The 26,016-nt window shown below is 55.0% G+C and carries 28 protein-coding genes; 12 read left to right on the plus strand and 16 right to left on the minus strand.

What is annotated here, in order from left to right; translation table 11 throughout:
* Nucleotides 1-69: 69 nt before the first annotated feature.
* Nucleotides 70-1,248 carry a diguanylate cyclase domain-containing protein gene (locus NQT62_RS08780; RefSeq protein ID WP_256764305.1) on the plus strand — a complete coding sequence of 393 codons (1,179 nt, stop codon included), beginning with the start codon at nucleotides 70-72 and terminating at the stop codon, nucleotides 1,246-1,248.
* Here the strand turns inward: NQT62_RS08780 and clpA are convergent.
* Nucleotides 1,173-3,497, minus strand: a complete 2,325-nt coding sequence (clpA, locus tag NQT62_RS08785; RefSeq protein ID WP_256764306.1) for an ATP-dependent Clp protease ATP-binding subunit ClpA — start codon at nucleotides 3,495-3,497, stop codon at nucleotides 1,173-1,175. The two genes, NQT62_RS08780 and clpA, sit on opposite strands and share 76 nt — an antisense overlap.
* The gene (gene clpS / locus NQT62_RS08790; protein WP_256764307.1) at nucleotides 3,494-3,802 is read right to left on the minus strand and encodes an ATP-dependent Clp protease adapter ClpS; all 309 of its coding nucleotides are present in this window, start codon (nucleotides 3,800-3,802) and stop codon (nucleotides 3,494-3,496) included. Before clpS ends, clpA begins: the two co-directional genes overlap by 4 nt.
* Before the next feature lie 364 nt (nucleotides 3,803-4,166).
* Between clpS and NQT62_RS08795 the strand changes: the two genes are divergently transcribed.
* Nucleotides 4,167-4,388, plus strand: coding sequence for a cold-shock protein (locus NQT62_RS08795; protein WP_256764308.1), 222 nt, complete (start codon nucleotides 4,167-4,169; stop codon nucleotides 4,386-4,388).
* Nucleotides 4,389-4,511: 123 nt separating this feature from the next.
* On the opposite strand, the gene icd is transcribed toward NQT62_RS08795, so the two are convergent.
* Entirely contained in the window at nucleotides 4,512-5,759 is a 1,248-nt protein-coding gene (gene icd / locus NQT62_RS08800) for an NADP-dependent isocitrate dehydrogenase (protein ID WP_256764309.1), read from the minus strand.
* Nucleotides 5,760-5,920: 161 nt separating this feature from the next.
* Between icd and NQT62_RS08805 the strand changes: the two genes are divergently transcribed.
* Entirely contained in the window at nucleotides 5,921-6,418 is a 498-nt protein-coding gene (locus tag NQT62_RS08805; RefSeq protein ID WP_256764310.1) for a DUF192 domain-containing protein, read from the plus strand.
* A 49-nt stretch (nucleotides 6,419-6,467) separates the two neighbouring features.
* Here NQT62_RS08805 and sodB read toward each other — a convergent pair whose 3' ends face one another.
* Both sodB and xseA read right to left on the minus strand, forming a co-directional pair.
* Nucleotides 6,468-7,049, minus strand: coding sequence for a superoxide dismutase [Fe] (sodB, locus tag NQT62_RS08810; protein WP_256764311.1), 582 nt, complete (start codon nucleotides 7,047-7,049; stop codon nucleotides 6,468-6,470).
* A 55-nt stretch (nucleotides 7,050-7,104) separates the two neighbouring features.
* Nucleotides 7,105-8,457, minus strand: a complete 1,353-nt coding sequence (gene xseA / locus NQT62_RS08815; protein WP_256764312.1) for an exodeoxyribonuclease VII large subunit — start codon at nucleotides 8,455-8,457, stop codon at nucleotides 7,105-7,107.
* Nucleotides 8,458-8,765: 308 nt separating this feature from the next.
* Between xseA and NQT62_RS08820 the strand changes: the two genes are divergently transcribed.
* The 6 genes from NQT62_RS08820 to adk all read left to right on the plus strand — a co-directional run bounded on the left by NQT62_RS08820 (nucleotide 8,766) and on the right by adk (nucleotide 12,695).
* Nucleotides 8,766-9,389 (plus strand): MotA/TolQ/ExbB proton channel family protein, encoded by a 624-nt coding sequence (locus tag NQT62_RS08820; protein WP_256764313.1) that lies wholly within the window; start codon nucleotides 8,766-8,768, stop codon nucleotides 9,387-9,389.
* A gap of 12 nt (nucleotides 9,390-9,401) precedes the next feature.
* On the plus strand, nucleotides 9,402-9,836 hold the full coding sequence (locus NQT62_RS08825) for an ExbD/TolR family protein (protein WP_256764314.1): 435 nt from the start codon (nucleotides 9,402-9,404) through the stop codon (nucleotides 9,834-9,836).
* Nucleotides 9,837-9,842: 6 nt separating this feature from the next.
* The gene (gene lpxK / locus NQT62_RS08830; protein ID WP_256764315.1) at nucleotides 9,843-10,934 is read left to right on the plus strand and encodes a tetraacyldisaccharide 4'-kinase; all 1,092 of its coding nucleotides are present in this window, start codon (nucleotides 9,843-9,845) and stop codon (nucleotides 10,932-10,934) included.
* Nucleotides 10,915-11,091, plus strand: coding sequence for a Trm112 family protein (locus NQT62_RS08835; protein ID WP_256764316.1), 177 nt, complete (start codon nucleotides 10,915-10,917; stop codon nucleotides 11,089-11,091). The genes lpxK and NQT62_RS08835 overlap by 20 nt, the downstream gene beginning before the upstream one ends.
* A gap of 5 nt (nucleotides 11,092-11,096) precedes the next feature.
* Complete coding sequence (gene kdsB / locus NQT62_RS08840; protein ID WP_256764317.1) at nucleotides 11,097-11,864, plus strand: 3-deoxy-manno-octulosonate cytidylyltransferase; 768 nt, start codon at nucleotides 11,097-11,099, stop codon at nucleotides 11,862-11,864.
* A gap of 177 nt (nucleotides 11,865-12,041) precedes the next feature.
* Nucleotides 12,042-12,695, plus strand: coding sequence for an adenylate kinase (gene adk, locus NQT62_RS08845; RefSeq protein ID WP_256764318.1), 654 nt, complete (start codon nucleotides 12,042-12,044; stop codon nucleotides 12,693-12,695).
* Between the two features lie 72 nt (nucleotides 12,696-12,767).
* On the opposite strand, the gene murJ is transcribed toward adk, so the two are convergent.
* Nucleotides 12,768-14,324 carry a murein biosynthesis integral membrane protein MurJ gene (murJ, locus tag NQT62_RS08850; protein WP_256764319.1) on the minus strand — a complete coding sequence of 519 codons (1,557 nt, stop codon included), beginning with the start codon at nucleotides 14,322-14,324 and terminating at the stop codon, nucleotides 12,768-12,770.
* A gap of 75 nt (nucleotides 14,325-14,399) precedes the next feature.
* On the opposite strand from murJ, the gene rpsT reads away from it, so the two are divergent.
* Entirely contained in the window at nucleotides 14,400-14,666 is a 267-nt protein-coding gene (gene rpsT / locus NQT62_RS08855) for a 30S ribosomal protein S20 (RefSeq protein ID WP_256764320.1), read from the plus strand.
* 94 nt (nucleotides 14,667-14,760) lie between these two features.
* On the opposite strand, the gene NQT62_RS08860 is transcribed toward rpsT, so the two are convergent.
* The 5 genes from NQT62_RS08860 to xseB all read right to left on the minus strand — a co-directional run bounded on the left by NQT62_RS08860 (nucleotide 14,761) and on the right by xseB (nucleotide 19,127).
* Complete coding sequence (locus tag NQT62_RS08860; protein ID WP_256764321.1) at nucleotides 14,761-15,087, minus strand: DUF3579 domain-containing protein; 327 nt, start codon at nucleotides 15,085-15,087, stop codon at nucleotides 14,761-14,763.
* A 114-nt stretch (nucleotides 15,088-15,201) separates the two neighbouring features.
* On the minus strand, nucleotides 15,202-16,041 hold the full coding sequence (gene folE2 / locus NQT62_RS08865) for a GTP cyclohydrolase FolE2 (protein WP_256764322.1): 840 nt from the start codon (nucleotides 16,039-16,041) through the stop codon (nucleotides 15,202-15,204).
* A 7-nt stretch (nucleotides 16,042-16,048) separates the two neighbouring features.
* Nucleotides 16,049-17,971 carry a 1-deoxy-D-xylulose-5-phosphate synthase gene (gene dxs, locus NQT62_RS08870; protein ID WP_256764444.1) on the minus strand — a complete coding sequence of 641 codons (1,923 nt, stop codon included), beginning with the start codon at nucleotides 17,969-17,971 and terminating at the stop codon, nucleotides 16,049-16,051.
* Nucleotides 17,965-18,873 (minus strand): polyprenyl synthetase family protein, encoded by a 909-nt coding sequence (locus NQT62_RS08875; protein WP_256764324.1) that lies wholly within the window; start codon nucleotides 18,871-18,873, stop codon nucleotides 17,965-17,967. Before NQT62_RS08875 ends, dxs begins: the two co-directional genes overlap by 7 nt.
* Nucleotides 18,870-19,127: an exodeoxyribonuclease VII small subunit gene (gene xseB / locus NQT62_RS08880; RefSeq protein ID WP_256764325.1), complete on the minus strand. Its 258-nt coding sequence runs from the start codon at nucleotides 19,125-19,127 to the stop codon at nucleotides 18,870-18,872. The genes NQT62_RS08875 and xseB overlap by 4 nt, the downstream gene beginning before the upstream one ends.
* 177 nt (nucleotides 19,128-19,304) lie before the next feature.
* Here xseB and NQT62_RS08885 point away from each other — a divergent pair, with 177 nt between their 5' ends.
* Together NQT62_RS08885 and NQT62_RS08890 are read left to right on the plus strand one after the other, a co-directional pair.
* A complete protein-coding gene (locus tag NQT62_RS08885; protein WP_256764326.1) occupies nucleotides 19,305-20,429 on the plus strand; it encodes an aromatic ring-hydroxylating oxygenase subunit alpha in 1,125 nt (374 codons plus the stop codon).
* A 160-nt stretch (nucleotides 20,430-20,589) separates the two neighbouring features.
* On the plus strand, nucleotides 20,590-21,363 hold the full coding sequence (locus tag NQT62_RS08890) for a GntR family transcriptional regulator (RefSeq protein WP_256764327.1): 774 nt from the start codon (nucleotides 20,590-20,592) through the stop codon (nucleotides 21,361-21,363).
* A 7-nt stretch (nucleotides 21,364-21,370) separates the two neighbouring features.
* Here NQT62_RS08890 and NQT62_RS08895 read toward each other — a convergent pair whose 3' ends face one another.
* The 5 genes from NQT62_RS08895 to NQT62_RS08915 all read right to left on the minus strand — a co-directional run bounded on the left by NQT62_RS08895 (nucleotide 21,371) and on the right by NQT62_RS08915 (nucleotide 26,012).
* Nucleotides 21,371-22,333: a branched-chain amino acid ABC transporter permease gene (locus NQT62_RS08895; RefSeq protein ID WP_256764329.1), complete on the minus strand. Its 963-nt coding sequence runs from the start codon at nucleotides 22,331-22,333 to the stop codon at nucleotides 21,371-21,373.
* Nucleotides 22,330-23,214 (minus strand): branched-chain amino acid ABC transporter permease, encoded by an 885-nt coding sequence (locus NQT62_RS08900; RefSeq protein ID WP_256764330.1) that lies wholly within the window; start codon nucleotides 23,212-23,214, stop codon nucleotides 22,330-22,332. Before NQT62_RS08900 ends, NQT62_RS08895 begins: the two co-directional genes overlap by 4 nt.
* Before the next feature lie 73 nt (nucleotides 23,215-23,287).
* The gene (locus tag NQT62_RS08905; protein WP_256764332.1) at nucleotides 23,288-24,496 is read right to left on the minus strand and encodes an ABC transporter substrate-binding protein; all 1,209 of its coding nucleotides are present in this window, start codon (nucleotides 24,494-24,496) and stop codon (nucleotides 23,288-23,290) included.
* 35 nt (nucleotides 24,497-24,531) lie between these two features.
* A complete protein-coding gene (locus NQT62_RS08910; protein WP_256764333.1) occupies nucleotides 24,532-25,242 on the minus strand; it encodes an ABC transporter ATP-binding protein in 711 nt (236 codons plus the stop codon).
* The gene (locus NQT62_RS08915) at nucleotides 25,239-26,012 is read right to left on the minus strand and encodes an ABC transporter ATP-binding protein (protein WP_256764334.1); all 774 of its coding nucleotides are present in this window, start codon (nucleotides 26,010-26,012) and stop codon (nucleotides 25,239-25,241) included. The genes NQT62_RS08910 and NQT62_RS08915 overlap by 4 nt, the downstream gene beginning before the upstream one ends.
* Nucleotides 26,013-26,016: the final 4 nt, after the last annotated feature.

A 26,016-nucleotide genomic window follows, 5' to 3' on the forward strand; every position in this document is an offset into this window, starting at 1 on the left:
ACTTGCTTCTGGGGGAACCTCTCCCCCGAGGCATGCCACTGATGTGCATACCCGCTCCAACACCTTGGCATGCACACACACCATCTGCCCCGCTCCGGGCAAAAAATACACTTGTGGTCTCTGTTGACCTTGCCCTGGCTGGCTGCTGTGCTATTCATGCTTTGGTTAAACCATGCCCGTCAGCACGAACATCAGCAATCACTGACCGCTTTGGCACTGTCAGACCTCATTGTTCAAAGCCAAAGCATTCACTGGTTGTATGACGCACGAACAGCTCTGGCCAATGCACAACTTGCAGCCGCGGGCTATCCATCACCGATGGCCTTGCTCAATCAACTTGATCGCCGACTATCCATTCTGGAGTACATGCCCCATTTCAACGAGCAAGCAGCAGCCGTTGGTTTGCGCACATCGATCGAGACTTTGATTGCCGTCTACCGAAACAAATCAGGCGTGACGGTTCAAAGTGACGAGCTATTGAAATGTCTGCAGGCCGCTGGGCACTATCAGGATGCACTTCGAACATTGCAAAGCCGCGCTGAGCTGTCAGCATTCGGAAGCAGTCGCATTCCCCATGGTGTTTGGTGGTGGCTGGCCCTCAGCGCCGGAGCCGCTGCCGCTGTCTGTTCCTGGTTGGCCTGGCGTGCACTTAAAACCACGCAATCCAGCGCGGTGCACCACACTCAACACACACCAAAAAAATCAACACAACTGGGCGGCTGGCTAGACTCCGCACACTGGAAAAAACGAGTCATTCAGCACATGGCGGGATTTTCCGGACAGCCTTCCGACTGTTGCACACTGTTGATGTTCCGAATCATGCACTGGGACGACTACATGCATACCTTTGGGGAAGAAACAGCACAACGTCAGTTTGACGGTCTGAAAAACACCGTCTTGGCGCACTGCAGGCCTTGGGATCTGGCCACTCGGCTAAGCGCCACTGAATGCGCCATTCATTTGGACCGATGTAATGCGGCCCAAGCCCGTGAATTGGGCAAACGTTTACTTAAAAAACTGGGGGTGACCCAATTCGACCTGGAGCTTAAAATGGCTGTCATCGAGGAGGCTCAAGGCATGAGCCTGGAGCGCTTGTTGGCTGAGGCAGATCTTGCATTGCACAGGGCTGCAACTCACAGACCTGGGCAACGCAAAATCAAACCTGCCGGGCTTTATTCCACCACCACCTCAGCACCACTTTCAGATTCTTCCCCGGTGGCCCCTTCGGTGAATGTCAAACTGACCTGATCGCCGACCGAGTCGTAATCCACAGTCACTTTGCCGCCATTGACCAGTTTGCCAAACAGCAATTCATCGGCCAAGGCCTTGCGAATGGTGTCCTGAATGAGACGTTGCATGGGGCGTGCGCCCATGAGGGGATCGAAACCTTTCTTGGCCAGGTGTTTGCGCAACTCGTCTGTGAAAATCGCATCCACCTTCTTCTGATGAAGCTGCTCTTCGAGTTCCATCAGGAATTTATCGACCACGCGCAGAATGATTTCTTCGTCCAGCGCACGGAAAGAAATGATGGAGTCCAACCGGTTGCGGAATTCAGGGGTGAACATGCGCTTGATGTCTTCCATCTCGTCGCCCTGCACCTTCGATTCCATGAAGCCAATGCCGCGCTTGGTCAATGCCTCGGCACCCGCATTGGTGGTCATGATGATGATCACATTGCGGAAGTCTGCCTTGCGGCCGTTGTTGTCGGTCAGTGTGCCGTTGTCCATCACCTGCAACAGAATGTTGAATACATCGGGATGGGCTTTTTCAATTTCATCCAGCAACAACACGCAGTGCGGCTTTTTGGTGATGGCCTCGGTCAACAAACCACCTTGATCAAAGCCCACATAACCAGGGGGCGCGCCAATCAAGCGGGACACCGCATGCCGCTCCATGTATTCGGACATGTCAAAGCGCAGCAACTCGACACCCAGAATGTAGGCCAATTGCTTGGCCACCTCAGTTTTGCCCACACCGGTTGGACCGCTGAATAGGAACGACCCAATTGGTTTGTCGGCTTTGCCCAAACCTGCACGGGACATCTTGATGGATGCCGCCAACGCTTCGATGGCTGGGTCCTGCCCAAACACGGTGGCCTTCAGATCACGATCCAGGGTCGACAACTTGTTGCGGTCGTCGGTATTGACCGATTGCGGTGGAATGCGGGCAATTTTGGAGACGATGTCTTCGATGTCTGCTTTGGTGATGGTTTTGCGCTGCTTGCTCTTGGGCAAAATTCGCTGGGCAGCACCGGCTTCATCAATCACGTCAATCGCCTTGTCAGGCAGGTGGCGATCATTGATGAACTTGGCCGACAACTCGGCAGCCGCTGTGATTGCGCCAGCAGAATACTTCACGCCATGGTGCTCTTCAAAACGGCTCTTCAGGCCGCGCAGAATTTCAATGGTCTGCTCCACCGTGGGCTCAGATACATCGATTTTCTGGAAACGGCGAGACAAGGCATGGTCTTTTTCGAAAATGCCGCGGTACTCGGTGAAGGTGGTTGCACCGATGCACTTCAGTTGGCCTGAAGACAGCGCAGGTTTCAACAGATTCGATGCATCGAGCGTGCCACCCGATGCAGACCCTGCGCCGATGAGGGTGTGGATTTCATCGATGAACAGAATGGAGTCCGGATTTGCTTTCAACTGCTTCAATACGGATTTCAAGCGTTGCTCAAAATCGCCTCGGTACTTGGTACCAGCCAGCAAAGCCCCCATGTCCAGCGAATGAACCTGGGCAGTTTCCAGAATTTCAGGCACGTCACCTTTGACGATTCGCCAGGCCAAGCCTTCGGCAATCGCTGTTTTTCCCACACCAGCCTCACCGACCAGCAGCGGGTTGTTTTTGCGCCGGCGGCACAGAACCTGAATCACACGCTCTACTTCCGGCTCGCGACCGATCAACGGATCGATTTTGCCGTCTCGCGCCAAAGTATTCAGGTTTTGCGTGTACTGGTCCAGGGGGGACTGCTTCTCACCGGTGGACTGGGTGGCCTCCGCTTCCTGCTCCTGGTTTTCATTCTGCTGAGCCTCAGGCTTGGGGGCTGGGGCTTGGGGCGTTTTGGTGATGCCGTGAGAGATGTAGTTCACCACATCCAAACGAGTAATGCCCTGCTGGTGCAGGTAGTACACCGCGTGGGAATCCTTTTCACCAAAAATAGCCACCAATACGTTGGCGCCGGTGACTTCTTTTTTGCCGTTGGACGTGCTCTGCACATGCATGATGGCGCGTTGAATCACGCGTTGAAAGCCCAGCGTCGGTTGCGTGTCCACCTCATCCTGACCGGACACGACCGGGGTGTTGTCCTTGATGAAGGTCTGCAGGTTTTTGCGCAGCTCCTCAATGTCCGCCGAACAGGATCTCAACACCTCGGCAGCGGACGGATTGTCCAGCAATGCGAGTAGCAAATGCTCAACCGTGATGAATTCATGCTTTTGTTGACGGGCGTCCACAAAAGCCATGTGCAAACTGACTTCCAACTCTTGCGCAATCATGTTTCCTCCATCACGCACTGCAGCGGGTGTTGATGCTGCCTCGCAAAACCACTGACCATTTCAACTTTGGTTGACGCGATGTCTTTGGGATACACCCCGCAGACACCTTTCCCTTCACGATGCACCTTGAGCATGATCTGGGTGGCCTGCTCTCTGCCCTTGCCAAAAAACTTCTGCAAAACAATCACAACGAACTCCATGGGCGTGTAGTCGTCGTTCAAAAGTACGACCTGATACATCGGGGGCAGCTTGGCTTTTTGTGCCTGCGATTCCAGTACCGTAGATGGGCTATTTTGCGAACTCATAACTTCATTGTAATCACTTCTAAAGGGCGTGCAACATGGATTAGAGCCCTTTACACCGCCTTAATTGCAGACTGAAAATTTTCCCTGTTGAATCAGTGAAATGCCCCGACAAGAGCGCTCCGCTAACCCAAGCAAAGTGCAGTGCGGCCATCGGGAAGTCAATCACTCAGTGCGGCGATGCGACCAACCTGACCGAAACCAGTCTGTCGTAGACAAGGGGTAAACCCCTAAAAATGTATCTATTGTATGGTTGACCGGCCTCAAAACTGCTTCAACAATAGTCTCAAGTCAGAAGTGACTGACGAGTTGTCGGAAAGTTCATGCGATCCGACCGAAGTATGCGTTTCTAGAAGGAGGTCTCGCGATGGCGACCGGCACCGTAAAATGGTTCAATGATGCAAAGGGTTTCGGGTTTATCACGCCCGATCAGGGCAGCGAAGAATTGTTCGCTCACTTTTCCGCAATCCAGGCGTCTGGATTCCGCTCACTGAAGGAAGGCCAGAAAGTGTCTTTCGAAGTGGTGGATGGACCAAAAGGCAAGCAGGCTCAGAATATTATGGTGGTTGAGGCGACAAACGCAGCCTAATTACAATCATAACAAGGCCCTAAACCGAGAGAAAAGCCAGTCCCAAGCTGGCTTTTTTTTCGTCAGTATCGGGGCAAGAAAAAAGGCCCGTTACCGGGCCTTTTTTGTGGTTTCAACATGCAATCACATGTTGTCGATCATCACCTGACCAAAACCCGAGCAGCTGACCTGTGTCGCACCATCGAGAAGACGGGCGAAGTCATACGTCACTTTCTTGGACAGAATGGACTTTTCCATTGAGCTGATGATGAGATCAGCCGCTTCAACCCAGCCCATGTGGCGCAGCATCATTTCAGCAGAGAGGATCTCGGAACCGGGGTTCACGTAATCCTTGCCAGCGTATTTCGGTGCAGTGCCATGGGTGGCTTCAAACATGGCAACCGAGTCGGACAGGTTGGCACCGGGGGCAATACCAATACCGCCCACCTGCGCCGCCAACGCATCGGAAATGTAGTCGCCGTTCAGGTTCATGGTGGCAATCACGCTGTACTCGGCGGGCCGCAGCAAAATTTGCTGCAGGAAGGCATCGGCGATGACGTCCTTGATCACGATGTCGCCATGGGCGGCCTTGATTTTCATCCAGGGGCCACCATCCAACAGCTCGGCACCAAATTCGCGTTGCGCCAGTTCGTAACCCCACTTGGCGAAAGCTCCTTCGGTGTACTTCATGATGTTGCCCTTGTGCACCAGGGTGACAGAGGGCTTTTTGTTGTCGATGGCGTACTGAATGGCCTTGCGGAACAGGCGCTCTGTGCCCTGCTTCGAAATGGGTTTGATGCCGATGCCCGAGGTTTCGGGGAAGCGGATTTTGGTCACGCCCATTTCATCTTGCAGGAATTTGATCAGTTTTTTGGCTTTTTCGGTTTCCGCTTCGTATTCAATCCCTGCGTAAATGTCTTCCGAGTTTTCTCGGAAAATCACCATGTCCGTTTTGTGGGGTTCTTTCACTGGGCTGGGAACGCCTTGGAAATAACGCACAGGCCGCAGACACACATACAGATCCAATTGCTGGCGGAGTGCGACGTTGATGGAGCGAATGCCGCCACCGACGGGCGTGGTCAGCGGACCCTTGATCGACACCACATAGTCTTTCAGAACCTCCAGTGTTTCATCGGGCAGCCATACATCAGGTCCGTAAATCTTGGTCGACTTCTCACCGGCATAAATTTCCATCCAGCTGATTTTTCGCTTACCGCCGTAGGCTTTCGCCACAGCAGCGTCCACCACATCGATCATCACCGGGGTGATGTCAAAACCTGTACCATCGCCTTCAATATAAGGAATGATCGGCTGATCGGGGACGTTCAGCGAGTAATCGCTGTTAACGGTGATTTTTTCACCAACTGAGGGGACTTTGATGTGCTGGTACATGGTCTCTCCGATGCTTCTACTTGTTAGAGGGATTACTCTAGTGTAGCCCCTCGAGATTCAAACAACCACAATTATTTCACAATGCGAAAATGCGTTCCTCATTGCGCTACATCGGTATGATACCCGCATCTTCTTTCAGATCTCTGACACCCTTGAAAAACTTGAAAATCTTTCTGACGATGCACCGTGACCACGCGTTAACCAGGCTGGCTGTCCTGCTGACGGGTGGCCTGCTTGCACTGCTATCGGCTTGCGCAGGTGAGTCACAAGCCACGCCGCGCAGCCAACCACCCCTGCCCACGGTGGAGCTGCGCCTGGGCAATCAAACTGTTCAGGCCGAACTTGCCAACACCCCGGACACGCGCCAGATCGGACTGATGGGACGCCAACAGTTGGCCCCCAATCACGGCATGCTCTTTGAGTTTGATCACACAGAAACCCAATGCATGTGGATGAAAAACACACTGATGGACCTGGAAGTGGCTTTCATCAACGAGTCAGGGGTCATTCTGAATATCGAGCGCATGAAAGCGGGCACGGAGGATATTCATTGTTCGCGGGGCGGTGCTCGGTATGCTTTGGAAATGGGCAAAGGGTGGTTTGGAGAAAAACGGATCAAACCGGGACACTCTGTGAATATTCCACGGTTGATGAAATGAAAAAGCCGGCCACCAGGGCCGGCTTTTGACTTCCAAGGGCCGGAACTGTTTAAGCGCCGTAGTTGGCCTCTGCAAACTTCCAGTTCACCAGTTTGAAGAATGTTTCAACATACTTGGGACGCAGATTGCGGAAATCGATGTAGTAGGCGTGCTCCCACAGGTCGCAAGTCAACAGGGGCTTGTCGGCCGTGGTCAGTGGCGTGGCTGCATTGCTGGTGTTCACAATGTCAACAGATCCATCGGCTTTCTTGACCAGCCATGTCCAGCTGGAACCGAAGTTGCCCACGCATGACTTCGTGAAGGCTTCTTGGAAAGCCTCAAAACTGCCCCACTTGGCGTTGATGGCAGCAGCCAGGGCGCCGGAAGGCTGACCACCACCATTGGGGCTCAGGCCGTTCCAGTAAAATGTGTGGTTCCAGATCTGAGCGGCGTTGTTGAACACGCCACCGGTGGACTTCTTCACGATGTCTTCCAGGCTGGCGTTTTCAAATTCGGTGCCTTTAACCAAATTGTTCAGGTTGGTCACGTAGGCCTGGTGGTGCTTGCCGTAGTGGTACTCCAGGGTTTCTTTGGAGATGTGGGGGGCCAATGCATCAAGGGCATAAGGCAATGCGGGCAAGGTGTGTTCCATGGTGGTGTCCTCTCTCACTTCAAAATTGAACAGTTGATTCTAACTTGATTTCATTTCAAGGTTTGATCGCCGTGTCGTTTAGCGGGTGCACCGTCTGCACCGACAAATCCAGCCGACCATCACTCAGACGGGCCACCAAAGAATCCCCACGGCTAACGTTTCGAATGGAGCTCACCACCTGAGCCTGGTCGGGCCGCTCCAGGTAGGCATACCCACGCTCCAATGTGCGTTGCGGCGAGACCGCTTCCAACAGACCTGAATGTTGGGCCAATCTGGTCTCCAATCCAGTTACACATAGACTGGAGGCTCGAGTCAACGCAACACCGTGCCGATTCAATTGATCGGATACCTGCCGAAGGCCTTGACGCATCAGGCGTTGACCCAGGTCTGCATGCCGGTCGATGACGGCTGCATGCCGCTTGAGTGTGTCATCCAGCAAGGGCCTCAAACGGGTCTGCAACGCGCCCAGCCGGGTGGCCAATAAATCCACATGGGCAGAGGGTGTCACCAATCCCAGTTCTGCATGATCAATTCGTTGCGTGGCTTGCTCCAGGCAGCGTGCAACAGCCCCGTGAAGAGTTGCCCACAATGCATCAAGGTCGTTCAACAGGTCTTTCGTCGGACGGCTGACCAATTCGGCAGCGGCGGTCGGTGTTGCGGCCCGAATATCGGCTGCAAACTCGGCCAGGGTAATGTCTGTTTCATGGCCCACGCCCACCACGATCGGGGTGCGACAGGCGGCCACGGCACGGACCACTGCCTCGGTGTTGAAGGACCACAGATCTTCCAGACTACCGCCACCGCGACACAGGATCAATGCGGCATGTGCTCCCGCATCGGCTTTTTGCAGCGCCTGAACAATTTGGGCTGCTGCAGCATCGCCTTGTACCGGTGTGTGATAAACCGTGTAGCGGACGTGCGGGGATCGTCGGGCCAAGGCCTGCCGGACATCGGCCAGGGCAGCGGCCTGTAGGGAGGTCACAATACCCACGTCAAATACCTGGGCAGGCAAGGCTTTTTTGCGCTCACGGTCGAACAACCCTTCAGCAGCAAGCTTGGCCTTGAGTTGCAAAAACTGCTCGTAAAGGTTGCCCAAACCCGCCTTTTTAAGCACATCAACCACCAACTGGACTTCACCACGCTGTTCATACAAGGCCAGTTGGGCCAAGACCTCCACCTTGTCTCCCAATTGCGGGGTAAAACCAGTCAACACGTTGCGAGGACGAAACATGACCGCCTTGAGTTGGGCTTGTTCGTCTTTCAAAGTGAAATACCAGTGACCTGACGATGCGCGCGTGAACGACGACAGCTCGCCCTGCAAACGAACCGCGCGGAACTGCTCACGGAAGGTGTCGTTGAGCAGGCGGGTGAACTGACTCACCGAGAAAAGCGTTTTGTTGTCAATCATTTAAAGGATTAATCAAGTACTTAGGAGGCCTCTATCGGGAATTTTCCACAAACGGTTAGCAAATTAACCAACACCTTGCAACAGGCCCGAAACAAACAACACTACAAACAAATTATTGATAAATAATGATTTTTTTCAATTCTGAAACATCACAAAAAGTTCATTTTCTGTGAAATCCATGATTTGTCAAAAATTTAGGCCAATTTTCCCCAAAGTTATCCACAATTGGCTGGCACCCGGGCAAAGCGGAATTTGTGTAATCTGGAAAAGTTCGCTAGAGTCGCGTTCTCTTTCAACAGGAGTCTACTGTGTGGTCCATTGTGTCTGCCGCCGGATGGCCCATTTGGCCGTTGATTTTTGCCTCTGTGGTGGCTGTGGCCATCGTGATTGAACGCTTGGTGGCCTTAAAAGCCACAAAACTGTTTCCGGCCGACTTGGTGGGGGATGTGATCCGTACCCTGCCCCAATTCCGAGACCCTCAGAACATTCAGCGACTGGAGCAGCACAGCCCGCTGGGCAGTATTCTGGCCAGCGGGCTTTCAGCCTGGCGCGATGCCAAACCGATTGAAGAACCCATGCAAACCCGCTTGGGGCAAATACAACACCACATGGACAAACACCTGGATGTGCTGTCCCTGATTGCCAGTGCCTCGCCGCTGATGGGACTGTTGGGCACGGTTGTCGGAATGATTGAGATTTTCGCGGTTCAGGGTGCCACCAGCCAAACGCCTGAAGCGTTGGCTGCAGGGATAGCAGTGGCGCTATACAACACGGCATTCGGATTGATTGTGGCGATTCCCGCGCTGGTGGCCTATCGGCTGTTGCGCATTCGAATCAATAACCTGCTGAACGCGCTGGAGGATTTGTTGTTACCGTTTGAGCGAGCCCTCGACAACAGCCGCCCAAGCCCAGCGCAACGCAAGGTCTCCTGAGGGCGAGGGTCGATGAAAATACGCCGAGCCCGCAGCAGCACCCCCCCCGACATCAACTTCATTCCCTTGATTGACGTGCTGTTGGTGATTGTCATTTTTTTGGTGTGCACCACAACCTATGTGCGGCAAAGCCAGCTGAAAGTGGAGTTACCGGGCACGCAAGCAGCGCAAGCGGCGCAGAACACTGAAAAACCGCTGGTTGTGAAGGTGGGGGCCGATGGTAACTATGCCTTGGACGGTGAGCTCATCAACAGCGAAGCGGTGCTGAAGACCCGGCTAGAAGGCCTGCTTCGTCGAATGGCAAAGCCGGCCGATGGCCGTGTGGTGATTGAAGCCGATGCGACAGCGACCCACCAGTCGGTGGTGACTGTCATGGATGTGCTGGCATCCGTGGGCGTGGCCAAGGTGTCCATCGCCACCGCATCCACAAACGTGCGGTCTCGCTAAATCAGCATGCCAGCGCAAACGCCCCAACACAGCGCCACAGCCCGGCTGGAACGCTGGCTGAATGCGGTTTGGTACCACCAGCACACACCCACAGCATTGGCCCGCATCGGCTTGGGCTTGTTGAGCGGTATTTACGGGGCACTCCGGTGGGCCACGCAACAGCGCCACCGGGCGCAACTGGCTAAACAAGCTCCTCGGCAACGCCCCTTGGTGTTGGTGGTGGGTAATCTGATTGCGGGGGGTGCCGGGAAAACCCCTGTGGTCATGGCGGTGTGCAAGACCATGACCAGCCGAGGTTTTCAGGTGGGCATCATCAGCCGTGGTTATGGGCGCACATCCAGCGAGATCATGGTGTACACCCCCAATCAACCCCAGCAGCTGGATGCCGCAGCCCTGGGCGACGAGCCCTTGTTTCTGGCCCAGACCACCGGGTGTCCGATTGCGGTGGGCGTGCGTCGAGCCGATGCATTCCAAGCCTTGTTGGCCATGCACCCTGAACTCGATTTGGTGGTGTCGGATGACGGCCTTCAACACACTCGTCTGGAGCGTCATGTTGAATGGGTGGTGTTTGACGGGCGCGGCGCAGGCAACGGCCGTTTGTTGCCGGCAGGCCCGCTTCGAGAGCCACTGAGCCGCCTGAATAACGTTGATGCGGTGTTGTGCACGCAGGGCACTGTTGGTGAATTGGCTGCACGCTTGCACCTGAACGCTGATGCCCACTGGCATGCCATCGCCGTCCGTTTGAACGGTTTCACGCAGGCTTCGACCAGGCTGCATCGCAGCGTTCAAGAGGCTGTGGCCACCTGGCATGACAAAACAGTCACCGCCTTCACTGGTTTGGGTCATCCGAACAAACTGTTTGAAGCGATTGAGCACAGTGGCATTCAGCTGTCGGTGCGCATGGGCCTACCTGACCACACTGATTATCCTGAGAACTTTTGCAGCACGCTGCCGGGCGATGTCTTGCTGACCAGCGGAAAAGATGCCGTAAAATTGCCCACAACCGATACACGTTTGTGGGTGGTCGACATTGACGTGACGCTGCCCACCGCGCTGCTTGACTCATTAGAGGAACAACTTGGACTCACAACTGATTGACATTCTGGTCTGCCCGCTGTGCAAAGGGCCGCTGGAAAAACGCCCCACGGATGGGTTTTTGGTGTGCAAGGCAGACCGACTGGCATTCCCAGTGCGGGATGGCATTCCGGTCATGTTGGTTGATCAGGCTGAGCCTGTGAACACCTCGGAGTCCTGAAGACCATGTTCAAAGCCGTCGTTCCTGCCCGCCACGCATCGACACGCCTGCCGGGAAAGCCGCTACTGGACATCGGTGGCAAGCCCATGGTGGTTCGCGTGGCTGAACAGGCGTTGAAGTCGGGCGCCGATGAGGTGTGGGTGGCCACAGACCACCCTGCCATCGAAGCAGCCTGCCGGTCAGAAGGCTTGAACGTGCTCATGACCCGTAGTGACTGGCCCACCGGAACCGACCGGCTGGCTGAAGTGGTTCAATTGCGGGGCTGGAGCGATGACACGGTGGTGGTGAATGTGCAGGGAGACGAGCCCCTGATCGACCCTGCCTTGATTGACCGCGTGGCCAAGGCTCTGCTGGATGGCGACCAAGCGATGGCGACCTGCGGGCACCCCATCGACGACCTGGACGAGTTTCGCAACCCGAACGTGGTGAAAATTGCGCTGCGCAACGATGATGAAGCCCTGTATTTTTCGCGCGCACCGATTCCCTATCCACGCGACTACTTCAACAGTGGCTGCTCACCAGCCCTTGAACCAGCCGGACCCATCGGCATTCGACACATTGGTTTGTACGCCTACAAAGCGCACTTTTTGCGTCGCTTTCAAACCTTGTCCCCCGCACGGATCGAGACACTTGAATCACTGGAACAACTGCGTGCCTTGGCCCACGGCTTCCGGATAAAAGTGTGTATGATTCATGAAGCCCCGCTTCCAGGGGTTGACACTGCAGAAGATTTGGAACGGGTGCGTTCCCTGTTCGTGTCCCGTTCGGGCTGAAAAGCATCTCGAAGCCACCCCGCCCAAAGTCTAGGTAAGTTTGCTGCAAGTTGAACGCCCTAGACTGCGCGTGGTTTTGAATAAAAATCACAGCCCAGAATTTCGCTGCCTGTCCTGACCGCACTGAGACCGTGTCGTGACAGTCAGCCAGCCAAATTTAATACTCTTGAGGCGACTATGCGTTTGATTCTTTTGGGAGCGCCCGGTGCTGGTAAAGGCACACAGGCGACATTCATCAAGGAAAAATTCGGGATTCCCCAGATTTCCACTGGTGATATGCTGCGTGCGGCAGTAAAAGCGGGTACACCGTTGGGCATTGAAGCCAAGAAGGTGATGGATGCAGGCGGGCTGGTATCGGATGACATCATCATCAACCTGGTCAAAGAACGCCTGAAAGAATCAGATTGCCAGAATGGCTATTTGTTTGACGGCTTTCCACGCACCATCCCTCAAGCTGAGGCGATGAAGCAGGCTGGGGTAAAAATTGACTTTGTGCTGGAAATTGACGTGCCCCACGGTGAAATCATCGAACGCATGAGCGGACGCCGCACACACCCGGCATCCGGCCGCACTTACCATGTTCGTTTCAACCCACCCAAAGTGGACGGCAAAGACGATGTGACTGGCGAAGCACTGGTTCAGCGTGATGACGACAAGGAAGAAACCGTGCGCAAACGTCTGGATGTGTATGAAAGCCAGACACGCCCGCTGGTGGACTACTATGGTCAATGGGCTGCCACTGGTGACGCCACGGCACCGAAGTACCGAAAAATTGCGGGTGTGGGCAGTGTGGATGAAATTCGCGACCGGGCCTTTGCTGCCTTGGTTTAACCTGCTCGGTATTAAAAAAGGAGGCTTCGGCCTCCTTTTTTAATGTTGCACCGGCTGATCTGGCCCTCACATTCACGCCGGCTTGCGGATCAACTTCCTCGGTGTCAAACCCATCACGGCCAACGCAGCAAAGTAAACAACACCAGCCGCTGCAATCACCAGCAACACCCAAACAATTCGCAAGACTGGTTCTGCGCGCAAAGCAATCCAGTCAAAATGCTGGTTGGCCAGTACCAGAACCACCGCCATGAATGCGCTGGCCGCCACGGTGCGCAACCAATATGCAGCCCAACCGGGTTTGGGTGTGTACAAACCGCGCTTGCGCAGCCCCATGAACAAAATCAGGGCGTTCAACATGGCCCCCAGGCCAATGGACAGTGGCAACCCAGCGTGGTCAAACAGCGGAACAAAAGCCAAGTTCATCAATTGCGTGGCCACCACCACACCAATGCCGATTTTCACAGGTGTGCGAATGTCCTGTTTGGCATAAAAGCCAGGTGCGAGAATCTTGATCAGCACCAAACCCAACAACCCGACGCTGTAAGCGACCACGGCCTGGCTGGTCATGTGCACATCATGGGCTTCAAAGCGCCCGTAATGAAACAGGATGGACACCAGGGCATCGCTGAACAGGCCCAACCCCACCGCTGAGGGCAGCGCCAACACCACGGTCAGGCGAAGTCCCCAATCCATCAAGCGCGAATATTCCTCGGCGCTGCGCGTGGCTGCAGCAGACAGTGAGGGCAGCAAAACCGTACCCAGAGCCACGCCCAGTAATGCGGTCGGAAATTCCATGAGGCGGTCCCCAAATGAAATCCACGACACGCTGCCCGGCGTTAAATGGGATGCGATGTTGGTGTTGATGATCAAACTGATTTGAGCCACCGACACGGCCAGCGTGGCGGGTACCATGTTTTGCAGCACCCGGCGAACCTGGGGATCAGCCCAGGCCAAACCCAAACGCGACATGCCGGCCAGCGGATTGATCCAGCAACCATTGCGCTGCAACCCCCACCACAGCACCAATACCTGCAACACACCACCCACCATCACCGAAACGGCAAAGGCCATGGACACTTGCGGCATGTGTGGTGCCAGCACTAGGGCACCGACAATAAAGCTAACATTCAACAACACAGGGGCAAAGGCTGGCCATGCAAATGACCGGAACGTGTTCAACAGCCCCGAGGCCAAAGCCACCATGGAAATCAGGAGAATGTAAGGAAACATCCAGCGTGTGAGCGTGACGGTGAGTTCGAATTGCTCACTGCCAGGCTGTAGACCACTGGCCATGCCCAACACCACCCAGCCAGCGCCCAGGCAACCTGCCAGCGTGATCAGGAGCAACACGAGAAACAACAGGGAACTGACCCGCCGAGCCAACTCGATGGCCACTGGGCGCCCCTCGGCAGCCGCAGTTTGAGACAGAATGGGAATAAAGGCCTGGGAAAAAGCGCCCTCTGCGAACAGCCTGCGCAGCAGGTTGGGGATGCGGAACGCGATAAAAAACGCATCAGACTCCGACCCGGCACCCAACAAACGGGCCGTGATGGTTTCCCGGACCAGCCCGGTAACCCGCGACAGTAGGGTCATGGCACTGACCGAGGCGGCCGACTTCAATAAATTCATAGAAACGATTGTGAAAGGACTGGGTTTTTGTTAAAATCGTGGGTTTCCGAATTCTACACCCTGGATTAGAGCAACATGGCTAACACCGCACAGGCGCGTAAGCGCGCTAAACAAGCCGCTAAACTGAATGCGCACAACTCTGCGATTCGTTCAGCAATGAGAACTGCCGTCAAGAAAGTACGCGCTGCTGTTGAAGCAGGCGACAAAGCTGCTGCACAAGCAGTGTATATCGAAACCACGAGCATTCTGGACCGTGTGGCTGACAAAGAAATCATCCACAAGAACAAGGCCTCCCGCCAGAAGTCTCGTTTGTCTGCCCTGATCAAGGGCATGGCTGCTTAATTCAAGCACCCACTGACATTCCCAACAAAAAGCCCCGATCAAGTCGGGGCTTTTTGTTGGTGCCTCACAGGCATGGAGAGGATCAGGCTGGGCGTCAGGCAGCAGCGTCAGGCAATAAGCAGGCATCGAGCACCTGCAGATCATTGTCGCGTGCAAAGTTGAGCACAAAGTTAAACGCCATGGGCTCTACATCTTTCAAACGCTCGTCCACCACCACACACTTGATGTTGTTCATCACAATCGGCAGGCAATAAGGGCTGTACACCAGGTGCTGCTGGCTGGCCTGGCGACCTGGCGGTTTGAATTGCGACATGACGCCACACAAACGTTCCGACCAGTCCGACGGACGAAATGTTTTCCCGGTCGACGTGACGCCGAGAATAAACACTTCCTTGGGCTTGACCTTGGGTGGTTCAGCCATAAACACAAAGCTCCTGATCGTGGGCATTCACCCGACATTGTTGTGCGTGTGTGTATTGTCGGGGGTTTGACTTACATCGGACTGAAACGGCTCTGCAAGAAGCAGAGATCCGGTTCAGACGCGGTCGATACGCGCGTAGGCCGAGTGGTTGTGGATGGACTCGAAGTTTTCCGCTTCCACGGTGTAGTGGCCAATTTCCTTGAATTTGTTCAAGGCAATGGCCACGTCTCGCACCAAATCTTCCACAAACTTGGGGTTGTCGTAGGCACGCTCAGTCACGTATTTTTCGTCAGGGCGCTTGAGCAAACCATACAGTTCACAAGAGGCCTGTTGCTCAATGCTGGAAATCAGCATTGCAATGTCCAGGTCGTCTTTCAACTGAACACGGGCTGTGACATGGGAACGCTGGTTGTGTGCACCATATTCGGAAATTTTCTTGGAACAGGGGCACAAGCTGGTCACCGGCACGACCACGGTCAGGAAAATATCCTCCCCGGCTTCTTCGCCCGCCGCACGGGCTTGGCCTTCCAACGTTAGTTGGTAGTCCATCAGGCTGGACACGCCGCTGACCGGCGCCACTTTGGATAAAAAGTATGGCAAGGCCATGTTGATGCGACCGGACGGTGCGTCCAGACGAGTCAGCATTTGCTTGAGCATGCTGCGGAAACCACCCACGGTCAGCGTACTGCCCTGGGATTCTTCCAGCAAGGCAATGAAGCGTGACATGTGTGTGCCTTTTTGCTCGGCTGGCAGAAACACGGTCATTTCGAATTCGGCCACAGAAGGCATGGGCTTTTGGCCTTGCAGCTCAATCAGCACTGGATATTTCACGGATCGAATGCCGACAGACTGGATCGCAATGTGCCGGGTATCAATCGAACTCTGAACGTCTGGAATGGCCTGACCAGTCTCTTGGACCGCGGCAGATTCCAAACCTTTGTCGCGTGTATTCATAACTTCCTCATGGTTTTGTGACCCGGCTTGGGACATGCCGGACCACATTGCTGTGGCGATCAAACAGATCGCCGTAGTACTGCTCAATGGACAATTGAATACCCGAGGCATCCAGTCCAATATTCTTCAACAACAGGGCAGGGTCGCCATGGTCGATGAATTCGTCGGGCAATCCGAGCTGCAACACCCGATTGGTAAAACCTTGGGCGTGCAGGTATTCGGTCACCGCCGAACCTGCCCCGCCCATGATACAACCCTCTTCCACCGTAACAAAACCGTAGCGTTGCTCGGCCAGGCGCTGCAGCAGGGCCTCATCCAAGGGTTTGACCCAGCGCATGTCGACCACCAGCGCACCCAACGCACGGCCGGCGGCCAGTGCAGGTTCGCACATGGAGCCAAAAGCCAGAATTGCAAGCTTTAAATCATCGGTTTGGGGTTGATGACGCACAACAGCCTTGCCCAATTCAACAGTGTCCAGCGATTCATCGGGCACCAGACCTGGACCCGTGCCTCGTGGATAACGCACAGCAGCGCAACCGGCGTATTGATAGGCCGTGGACAGCAGTTTGCGGCACTCGTCTTCGTTGGACGGGGCGGCTATCACCATGTTCGGAATGCAGCGCAGGTAGGCAATGTCGTAATTGCCAGCGTGGGTGGCACCATCGGCCCCCACCAAACCGGCACGGTCCAGGGCAAAAGTGACGTCCAGGTTTTGCAGGGCCACATCGTGAATGAGCTGGTCATAGGCGCGTTGCAAGAAGGTGGAGTAAATGGCCACCACAGGCTTCATGCCTTCGCAGGCCAAGCCAGCCGCAAAAGTGACTGAATGCTGCTCGGCAATGCCCACGTCGAAATAACGGGAGGGGAACCGGCGTTCGAATTCGACCAAACCGGACCCTTCCCGCATGGCGGGCGTGATGCCAATCAATTTGCGGTCGGCTGCAGCCATGTCGCACAACCACTGCCCAAAAATCTGCGTGTAAGTGGGTGGCTTGGGGCCAGTTGCTTTTTGAATGCCAATGCTGGGGTCGAACTTGCCAGGGCCGTGATACAGAACGGGGTCTTGCTCAGCCAGCTTGTAACCAGCGCCCTTTTTGGTGATGACATGCAAAAACAGCGGCCCTTTGAGCTTGCGCAGGTTTTGCAGGGTGGGAATCAGGGCGTCCAGGTCATGACCATCAATGGGACCATAGTAGTTAAAGCCAAATTCCTCGAACATCGTGGCTGGCGTGACCATGCCTTTCACATGTTCTTCCAGACGGTGTGCAAATTCGTACAGTGGTGGGGCAACGCCCAACAAGCCTTTGCCCACCTCTTTGGCGGTGTTCATCATGCGGCCCGACATCAATTTGGCCAGGTATTTGTTGAGCGCGCCCACGGGTGGTGAAATCGACATGTCGTTGTCGTTGAGGATCACCAACAAGTCGATATCCGGCGTTACACCCGCATTGTTCATGGCTTCAAATGCCATGCCAGCTGTCATCGATCCGTCGCCGATGATGGCCACATGTTTGCGGTTCACGCCCAGGTTGCGGGACGCCACCGCCATGCCCAGCGCAGCCGAGATGGAAGTACTGGAATGCGCGGTGCCAAAAGCATCGTATTCGGATTCGGACCGTTTGGGAAAGCCAGAAATGCCGCCGTACTGGCGCAGCCCCGGCATGGCATCCCGGCGACCAGTCAAAATTTTGTGGGGATAGGTTTGGTGGCCCACATCCCACACCAGGCGGTCTTGCGGTGTGTTGAACACGTAGTGCAAGGCCACCGTCAATTCCACCGTGCCTAGGTTGGAGGACAAGTGCCCGCCGGTTTTGGAGACCTGCTCGACAATGTAATTGCGCAGCTCATCGGCCAGCGCAGGCAGCTGGCTGGTAGAGAGGCGGCGCAGGTCGGCCGGCGAATCGATTTTCTTGAGCAAGTCGGTCATGATGTTCGGTTGGTGATCAATTCAACAAGCGTTTCCAAGGGGGTTCGGCGGTATTCATCGAACTGTTCACAGGCGGCCATGGCATCGGTCCTCAGGCTGGTCAGCCAATGTCTGGCGTCTTGCAGTCCCATCAGGCTCACCACGGTAGGCTTGTTGTTCATCGCATCCTTTCCGGATGTTTTACCCAGCACTTCGCTGCTGGACTCCACATCCAATATGTCGTCTATGATCTGATAAGCCAAGCCCAATGCGTTGGCATAAGCCTCTAAAGCTTGCTGCTCGGCACGCCCGAGGTGGGGATTGGACAGGTAGCCCATTCGAATCGCCGCAGCAATCAAGTCACCTGTTTTTCGGGCATGCATCTCTTTTAATTCCCCCAAACCCATGGGCTTACCCACATGGGCCAGGTCAATCGCCTGCCCTGCCGCCATGCCCATCAGACCGGCTGCCGTGCTCAAGGTTGCAAGCTGTGCCATGCGCACTTCCGCACTGCCCTGGCGAGAATGGACCAACCAATGGAATGCGGTGGTTTGCAAAGCATCCCCGGCCAGCAAGGCCATGGCTTCACCAAACTGAACATGGCAGGTGGGCTTACCCCGGCGCAACACATCGTTGTCCATGCAGGGTAGGTCGTCATGCACCAAGGAATACGCATGCATGGCCTCGATGGCACAGGCTGCGTCGTGCAACTGCTCAACGGGGGTGGACGCAGCGTGGCCGGCAGCATACACCAGCATGGCGCGCAGCCGTTTCCCCCCCTCCAGCAGACCATACCGAACCGCCGCATTCAAGGGTGCCGAGGGCCCTGAGAATTCGTTCAGCTTGTTAAGCAACACCTGCTCGAAGTCTTGTCGGACCCGATCAAACCAGGGCGCGGCCGGTACGAATGGGTTATTTAAGCTCAAGACGGGTCTCCGCCAGCATCGCTGGCCAGGCCGGCTTCAATCTGCTTGACCTCTTCGCGAACCTGCTGAAGACGGTCGCGGCAGTATTTCACCAACAAGGCACCCCGTTTATAGTCCTTGACCAATTGGTCAAGCCCTAGCCCTTGTTCGTCCATGCCATCCACCAAGGCTTCCAGTTCGGCCATGGCCGATTCAAAGGACTCGGGCTGACTCAACAGGTCATCGGCTGCGGCATTGACTGACTTTTTGCTCATCGGGGGCGTTTTGCGTCACAAAGTCTTCTATTTTACTGCGACTTTGCCCAAACGCGAAAAGTCTTTGGCGGGAACTTCAATCCGAGGGTACAATCCCCTTTCTCTTTTTGTTCAACCACTTATTAGCAGCAGCCCCGGCACTTCCGGCGAGGCTTGTGGAAGGAGGTCCCCGGCATCATGTCCGATTTGAGCGATTTGTCGAATTTGTCACAGTCGAACCAGCAGCCCCATGTATCGACGTACTTTGATGAACGTGTACTCAAAGCTGAAATCGATCAGCTCTATCGTGACGGTCCGGGTTATGTAGGCCACACCCACTGGGTGCCGGAGTCTGGCGACTGGCGTTCCCTGCCCTGGGAGAATGACGGCCGTATTCTGGTCAACAATGGCCAGACCATCGAACTGTTGTCCAATGTGTGCCGCCACCGCCAAGCCGTGATGCTGAAAGGCCATGGCAATTCAAACAATATTGTGTGCCCGCTGCACCGTTGGACTTACGACCTGACCGGCGAACTGCTGGGCGCCCCCCATTTTCAGCAACAGCCCTGCACCAAGCTGCAAGGGTTTGAGGTACAGAACTGGCGTGGCCTGCTGTTCAACAGCAGCCGCGATGTGCTGGGCGAGTTGGCCAATGTTCCGTTTCTGGAAGAAATTGACTTCTCGAATTATCAGTTGGACTCGATTAAAACCAACACCCTGCCCTACAACTGGAAAACCTTCATCGAGGTGTATCTGGAGGACTACCATGTGGAGCCCTTCCACCCTGGTTTGGGCCAGTTCGTGAGCTGCTCCGACCTGCAGTGGCATTACGGGGACAATTGGAGCGTTCAGTCGGTGGGCATCAAGTCGGGCCTGCGCCGCCCAGGCACCCCGGTTTACAAGGCCTGGCACGATGCCGTGATGAAATTTGGCAACGGGGTGGCGCCCAAATACGGCGCCATTTGGTTCTGCATGTACCCCAACATCATGGTGGAGTGGTATCCACATGTGCTGGTGGTGTCAACGCTGCACCCCAAAGGCCCGCAAGAAACCCTGAACGTGGTTGAGTTCTACTACCCAGAGGAAATACGCCTGTTTGAGCGGGAGTTTGTGGAAGCTGAACAAGCGGCCTACATGGAAACTGCGGTGGAGGATGATGAAATTGCCATCCGCATGGATGAAGGTCGAAAAGTCCTCATGCTGCGCGGCGAACACGATGCCGGCCCCTACCAAAGCCCCATGGAAGATGGCATGGAGCACTTTCACAAATGGTATGCACGCCAGATGTACCCCAGCAAGCCAACGTTGGATCGCTTGAAATAAGGCCACCCCGAGCGCCTCAAACCGCAATCCTGAAGCCAGTCGTGGATCCACGGCTGGCTTTTTTTATCCAGAGCACACCCAAATTGTCCGTTTTTGTCTAATATTTTTCTGGTACATTGATTAGACAAAAATAAAACTCTTGAATTTGGATCGGTGCCCTATGGAAGACACTTCGCGGGCGAATAACGCCCCGGTACCCGGCCAAGGGCCCGCATACCTGCAAATCAGTCAGCGACTGGAACGGGAAATTTTGCAGGGCATTTGGACGGTGGGTGACAACTTACCCAATGAAAAACGCTTGGCACAACGTTTTGGTGTGTCGATTGGCACCGTAAGGCGGGCCATTGAGACCCTGGAATCGGCAGGATTTGTTCAGAAAATGCAGGGTCTGGGCACCTTCATTCGAGCACAACAAACACATCAGGCCCGGCCATCGGCTGCACAGGCCTATCATCTGCAAGAGCCGTGGACCAGCAACCTTCTAAAAACAGACCTGTGTACCCAGGTCACGCGCCTGGAGAAAAAACTGGCCGATGCCGATGAAGCGCGAGCCCTAGGCTTAGACGAAAAGGCCTTCATCTGGCACATTGAAATGCGGCACCAGTTTAAGGACCAGTTGGTGGCACTGGAAACCTTGAGCTTGTCCTGCCGGGTGTTCCCTACCCTCAGCATGGACCTGCTGAACCGCACCCAGGGCAACTTGTATCAACTGGCGGCAGAGGTATTCAAAACACGGATCGGACAAGTCACTGACGAGGTCATGGTCAAAAACCTGGACAAGACCATGGCCACGCTGTTTAACAAGGGCATCAATGAGCCGTCGCTGCGGGTGTATCGGATCACCCGGGCAGTGGACAACACGCCGATTGAAAAACGTGAAGTGTGGCTGGACCCCAGCCTGGCCCATTACCGGGCCACGCCGGGGCTGAACTAATATCGGATCAAACCCTGCGTTGAAGACGTTCCTGTATAACGCCGACAATGCCTTTGCGGAAAGCCAACACGCAGACAATGAAAATGAAACCGGTCACGATGGTGACGGACTCTCCGATGGACCGGAACCATTCGATTTGCGTGGCGTTGGCGATCCAGGTGCCAGTCTCGCCCAGCCTGTTTTCCAGGGTGACAATCACGATGGCACCAACCACCGGCCCCCACAAGGTGCCCAAACCACCCACCAGAGTCATCAACACCACCAGGCCGGACATGCTCCAGTGCACGTCGGTCAAGGTTTCAAAACCCAGCACCGAGGCCTTGGTAGCACCCGCCAAACCTGCAATGGCAGCCGACAACACAAAGGCCAGCAGCTTTTGCTTTTCGACATCGTAGCCGAGTGAAATGGCTCGGGGTTCGTTTTCTTTGATGGCCTTTAAGACCTGACCGAAGGGCGAATGCACAATGCGAACAATCAGCGCAAAGCCAACCATGCAAATGACCAAGACCAAGTAATACATGGTGATGTCGCTGTGCAAGTCGATGAGACCAAGCAAATATCCACGGGGTATGCCCTGCAAACCGTCCTCACCGCCGGTGAAGGGCGCCTGCAAGAAGATGAAGTACAACATTTGCGCAAGCGCGAGGGTGATCATGGTGAAGTAAATGCCTTGCCGGCGAATGGCGAGGCTGCCCATGATGTAGCCAATGATGGTTGCAAACAGCACACCCGCTAGAATACCCACCTCAAATGGCAGACCTTTGTCACGCAGCAGATAACCCGTGATGTAACCCGCGCCACCCAAAAACGCGGCATGACCAAAGGACAACAAACCGGTGTACCCAATTAGCAGGTTGAAGGCTGAGGCAAACAATGCGAAACAGAGCACCTTCATCAGAAACACGGGATAAATGGCCATGGGGGCGACCAGCGCCAAGGCCAATGCAATAACGAGAACGATGCGGTTCATGCTTCACGTCCAAACAGGCCAGATGGCCGAATAATCAGAACCACCGCCATGATGATAAACACCACGGTGGAAGACAGTTCGGGATAAAACACTTTGGTCAGCCCCTCAAGCACACCCAGCGTGAGACCTGTGACGATGGCGCCCAGAATGGACCCCATGCCACCAATCACCACAACAGCAAACACGGTGATGATGAGGTGAGAACCCATGAGCGGTGAAATCTGGATGACCGGTGCAGCCAGCACGCCGGCCAGCGCAGCCAGTGCCACGCCAAAACCATAGGTCAGCGTGACCATGCGTGGCACGTTGATGCCAAATGCTTCGACCAGTCGAGGGTTTTCAGTGCCTGCCCGCAGGTAAGCACCCAGCTTGGTTTTTTCAATGATGGCCCAAGTGGCCAGGCAGATGACCAGGGAGGCGACAACCACCCATGCCCTATAGTTCGGAAGAATCATGAATCCAAGGTTGGTGGCACCCCGCAAGGCCTCGGGCACCGAATACGGCTGACCAGATACCCCATAAAACGACCGGAACAACCCTTCAACCATCAAGGTAATGCCGAAAGTCAGCAAAAGCCCGTACAGGTGGTCCAGTTTGTAGAGCCACCGCAGCATGGTTTTTTCAATGAGGATGCCGAAAACGCCCACCAGCAACGGTGCCACAACCAACATTACCCAGTAATTCAGGTTGAAATAGGCCATGCCCATCCAGGCCAGAAAAGCACCCATCATGTAGAGGGCGCCATGGGCAAAATTGATCACATTGAGCAGGCCAAAAATAACCGCCAAGCCCAGGGACAACATGGCATAAAACGAACCGTTGACCAGGCCCAGCAACAATTGCCCCAGCAGGGCTGGCAACGGAATTCCAAAAATATCCATCACAACTCACCAAGGAAAGCGGGCTCACCGACCAGCCGGTGAAACCCGCACATTGACCGTGTTTCAGCCTGCGTTATTTCCAGGCTGCGCACTTGGTTTCGGCTTTGGTCGTGAAGGCCTGGTCGCCCGGAATGGTTTGTACCACCTTCAGATAATCCCAAGGCTTCTTGGACTCGTTGGGCGCTTTCACCTGCATCAGGTACATGTCATGAATCATGCTGCCATCCACACGGTAGTATCCGTTTTTGGCGTATACATCATTGACCTTGCCCTTGCGGATTGTGTCGAGCACTTTGTCAGCATCATCTGTGCCTGCCGCCTTGACCGCATTCAGGAACTGCAGCGTGGCGGAGTAATCGGCTGCATGCAAGCTTGTGGGCATCTTTTTCTGGGAATCGAAGAAGCGCTTGGACCACTTGCGAGTTTCATCGCTTTGGTCCCAGTACCAGCTGTCGGTCAGGTACATTCCCTTGGTTTGCCCCAAGCCCAACGCGTGCACGTCGCTGATGAACATCAACAGCCCTGCCAGCTTCATGGTGGAGGTTACGCCAAATTCGTTGGCGGCTTTAATTGAGTTGATGGTGTCACCACCGGCGTTGGCCAGGCCCAAAATTTGAGCCTTGGACGCTTGGGCCTGCAACATGAAGGAGGAAAAATCGGAGGCTGACAATGGGTGACGCACAGCCCCCAAGACTTGACCACCGCTAGCCTTCACCACGGTAGACGTGTCGTTTTCAAGGGAGGTACCAAAAGCGTAATCGGCTGTGAGGAAGTACCAGCTTTTGCCACCCTGCTTCACCACAGCAGAACCCGTGCCTTTGGCCAAGGCCACTGTGTCGTACGCATAGTGGATGGAATACGGGTTGCATTCTTCGTTGGTCAAGCGAGCTGAACCTGAACCAATCACGAAGACGGGCTTTTTCTTTTCACCAGCCACCTTGGCAATGGCCAGCGCAGTGCCGGAGTTGGTGCCGGCAATCAGGAAGTCCACGCCTTCCTGATCAAACCATTCGCGCGCCTTGCTGGCTGCAATATCGGCCTTGTTCTGGTGGTCTGCATAAATGAACTCGATTTTTTTGCCGTTTACTTTCCCACCAAAATCGGCAATCGCCATTTTTACGGCTTCCACGCCAGAAGGGCCGTCAATGTCGGCGTACACCCCGGACAGGTCCGTGATCATGCCGATCTTGACCACATCACCCGACACTTGCGCAGAAGCAGTGCTGGCCATGGCCAGGCTACCCACGGCCAACAGACCCGCTACGATTGGTTTCAATGTCATCTCCTTCTCCTTTTCTTTGCTTGTAAGAATGTTGTTCAAACACCGAGCAGCGAATGCAGCACCGGCATTTTGTCGTCCAGTTGACTGGATTCGAATGTTTCAACCATCTGCCCATGTTCGACCACATAAAAGCGGTCGGACAGCGGTGCAGCAAAACGGAAATTCTGTTCCACCATCACGATGGTGTAGCCCTTGGCTTTGAGCGTGGTGATCATTCGGGCCAAGGCTTGTACGATGACGGGTGCCAGCCCTTCAGAAATTTCGTCCAGCAACAGCAGTTTGGCCCCGGTTCGCAGAATGCGAGCCACCGCGAGCATTTGCTGTTCGCCACCCGACAACCGGGTGCCCTGGCTTTTGCGACGCGCCTGCAAATTCGGAAACATGTCGTAAATTTCGGCCACACTCATGCCCTTGTCGGTTTTGGACACAAACGGCGGCAGCATCAGGTTTTCTTCGGCAGACAACGATGAAAAAATACCGCGCTCTTCCGGGCAATAACCCACACCCAAGTGGGCAATTTTGTGGGTGGGCAGAGCAATCGATTCCTGCCCATTGATTTGGATGGAACCAGCCCTGCGACCGGTCAAACCCATGATGGCGCGCAAGGTGGTGGTTCGGCCCGAACCATTTCGCCCCAATAGCGATACCACCTCACCAGCTTTCACTGAAAAAGCCATGTTGTGCAGGATATGCGACTCGCCGTACCAGGCATTGAGGCCTTCAATGTTCAACACGGTTTGGCTCATGCATGGGCCCCTTGCAACTCGCCAGCGCTGGTGCCCATGTAAGCTTCCATCACCTGCGGGTTTTTCGACACGTCGTCGTAGGCCCCTTCAGCAAGCACTGCACCCTGCTGTAACACCGAGATGCGGTCGCAAATGCTGGCCACCACATTCATGTTGTGTTCCACCATCAGAATGGTGCGGCCTTTGGAGACTTTCTTGATGAGTTGGGTGACCCGATCTACATCCTCATGGCCCATGCCTTGGGTGGGTTCATCGAGCAACATCACCTCGGGTTCCATGGCCAGCGTGGTGGCAATTTCCAGCGCGCGTTTGCGGCCATAAGGCAGGTCCACGGTTTGATACGCGGCATATTCCTCCAAACCCACTTCGGCCAGCAACTCCATCGCCCGGTCATTCAAGCGGTGGAGGATTTTCTCGCTGCGCCAAAAATGAAATGCGTTGCCCATGGGGCGTTGTAGGCCAATGCGCACATTCTCGAGCACCGACAGGTGGGGAAACACAGCGGAAATCTGAAAAGAACGGATGACCCCCCGCCGTGCAATTTGTGCTGGCTTTTGGTGGGTAATGTCCTGACCATTGAACAAAATTCGACCCGAGGTGGGCGTGAGAAACTTGGTCAGCAAGTTAAAGCAGGTGGTTTTGCCTGCGCCGTTGGGCCCGATCAGCGCGTGGATATGCCCGCGCTGGACCCGCAAATTCACCTGATTGACCGCTGTGAACCCCTTGAATTCTTTGGTGAGGTCATTGGTCTCCAATACAACATCCGCCATGCCT

The organism is Limnobacter humi (genome assembly GCF_024518835.1).
Lineage (GTDB): Bacteria > Pseudomonadota > Gammaproteobacteria > Burkholderiales > Burkholderiaceae_B > Limnobacter > Limnobacter humi.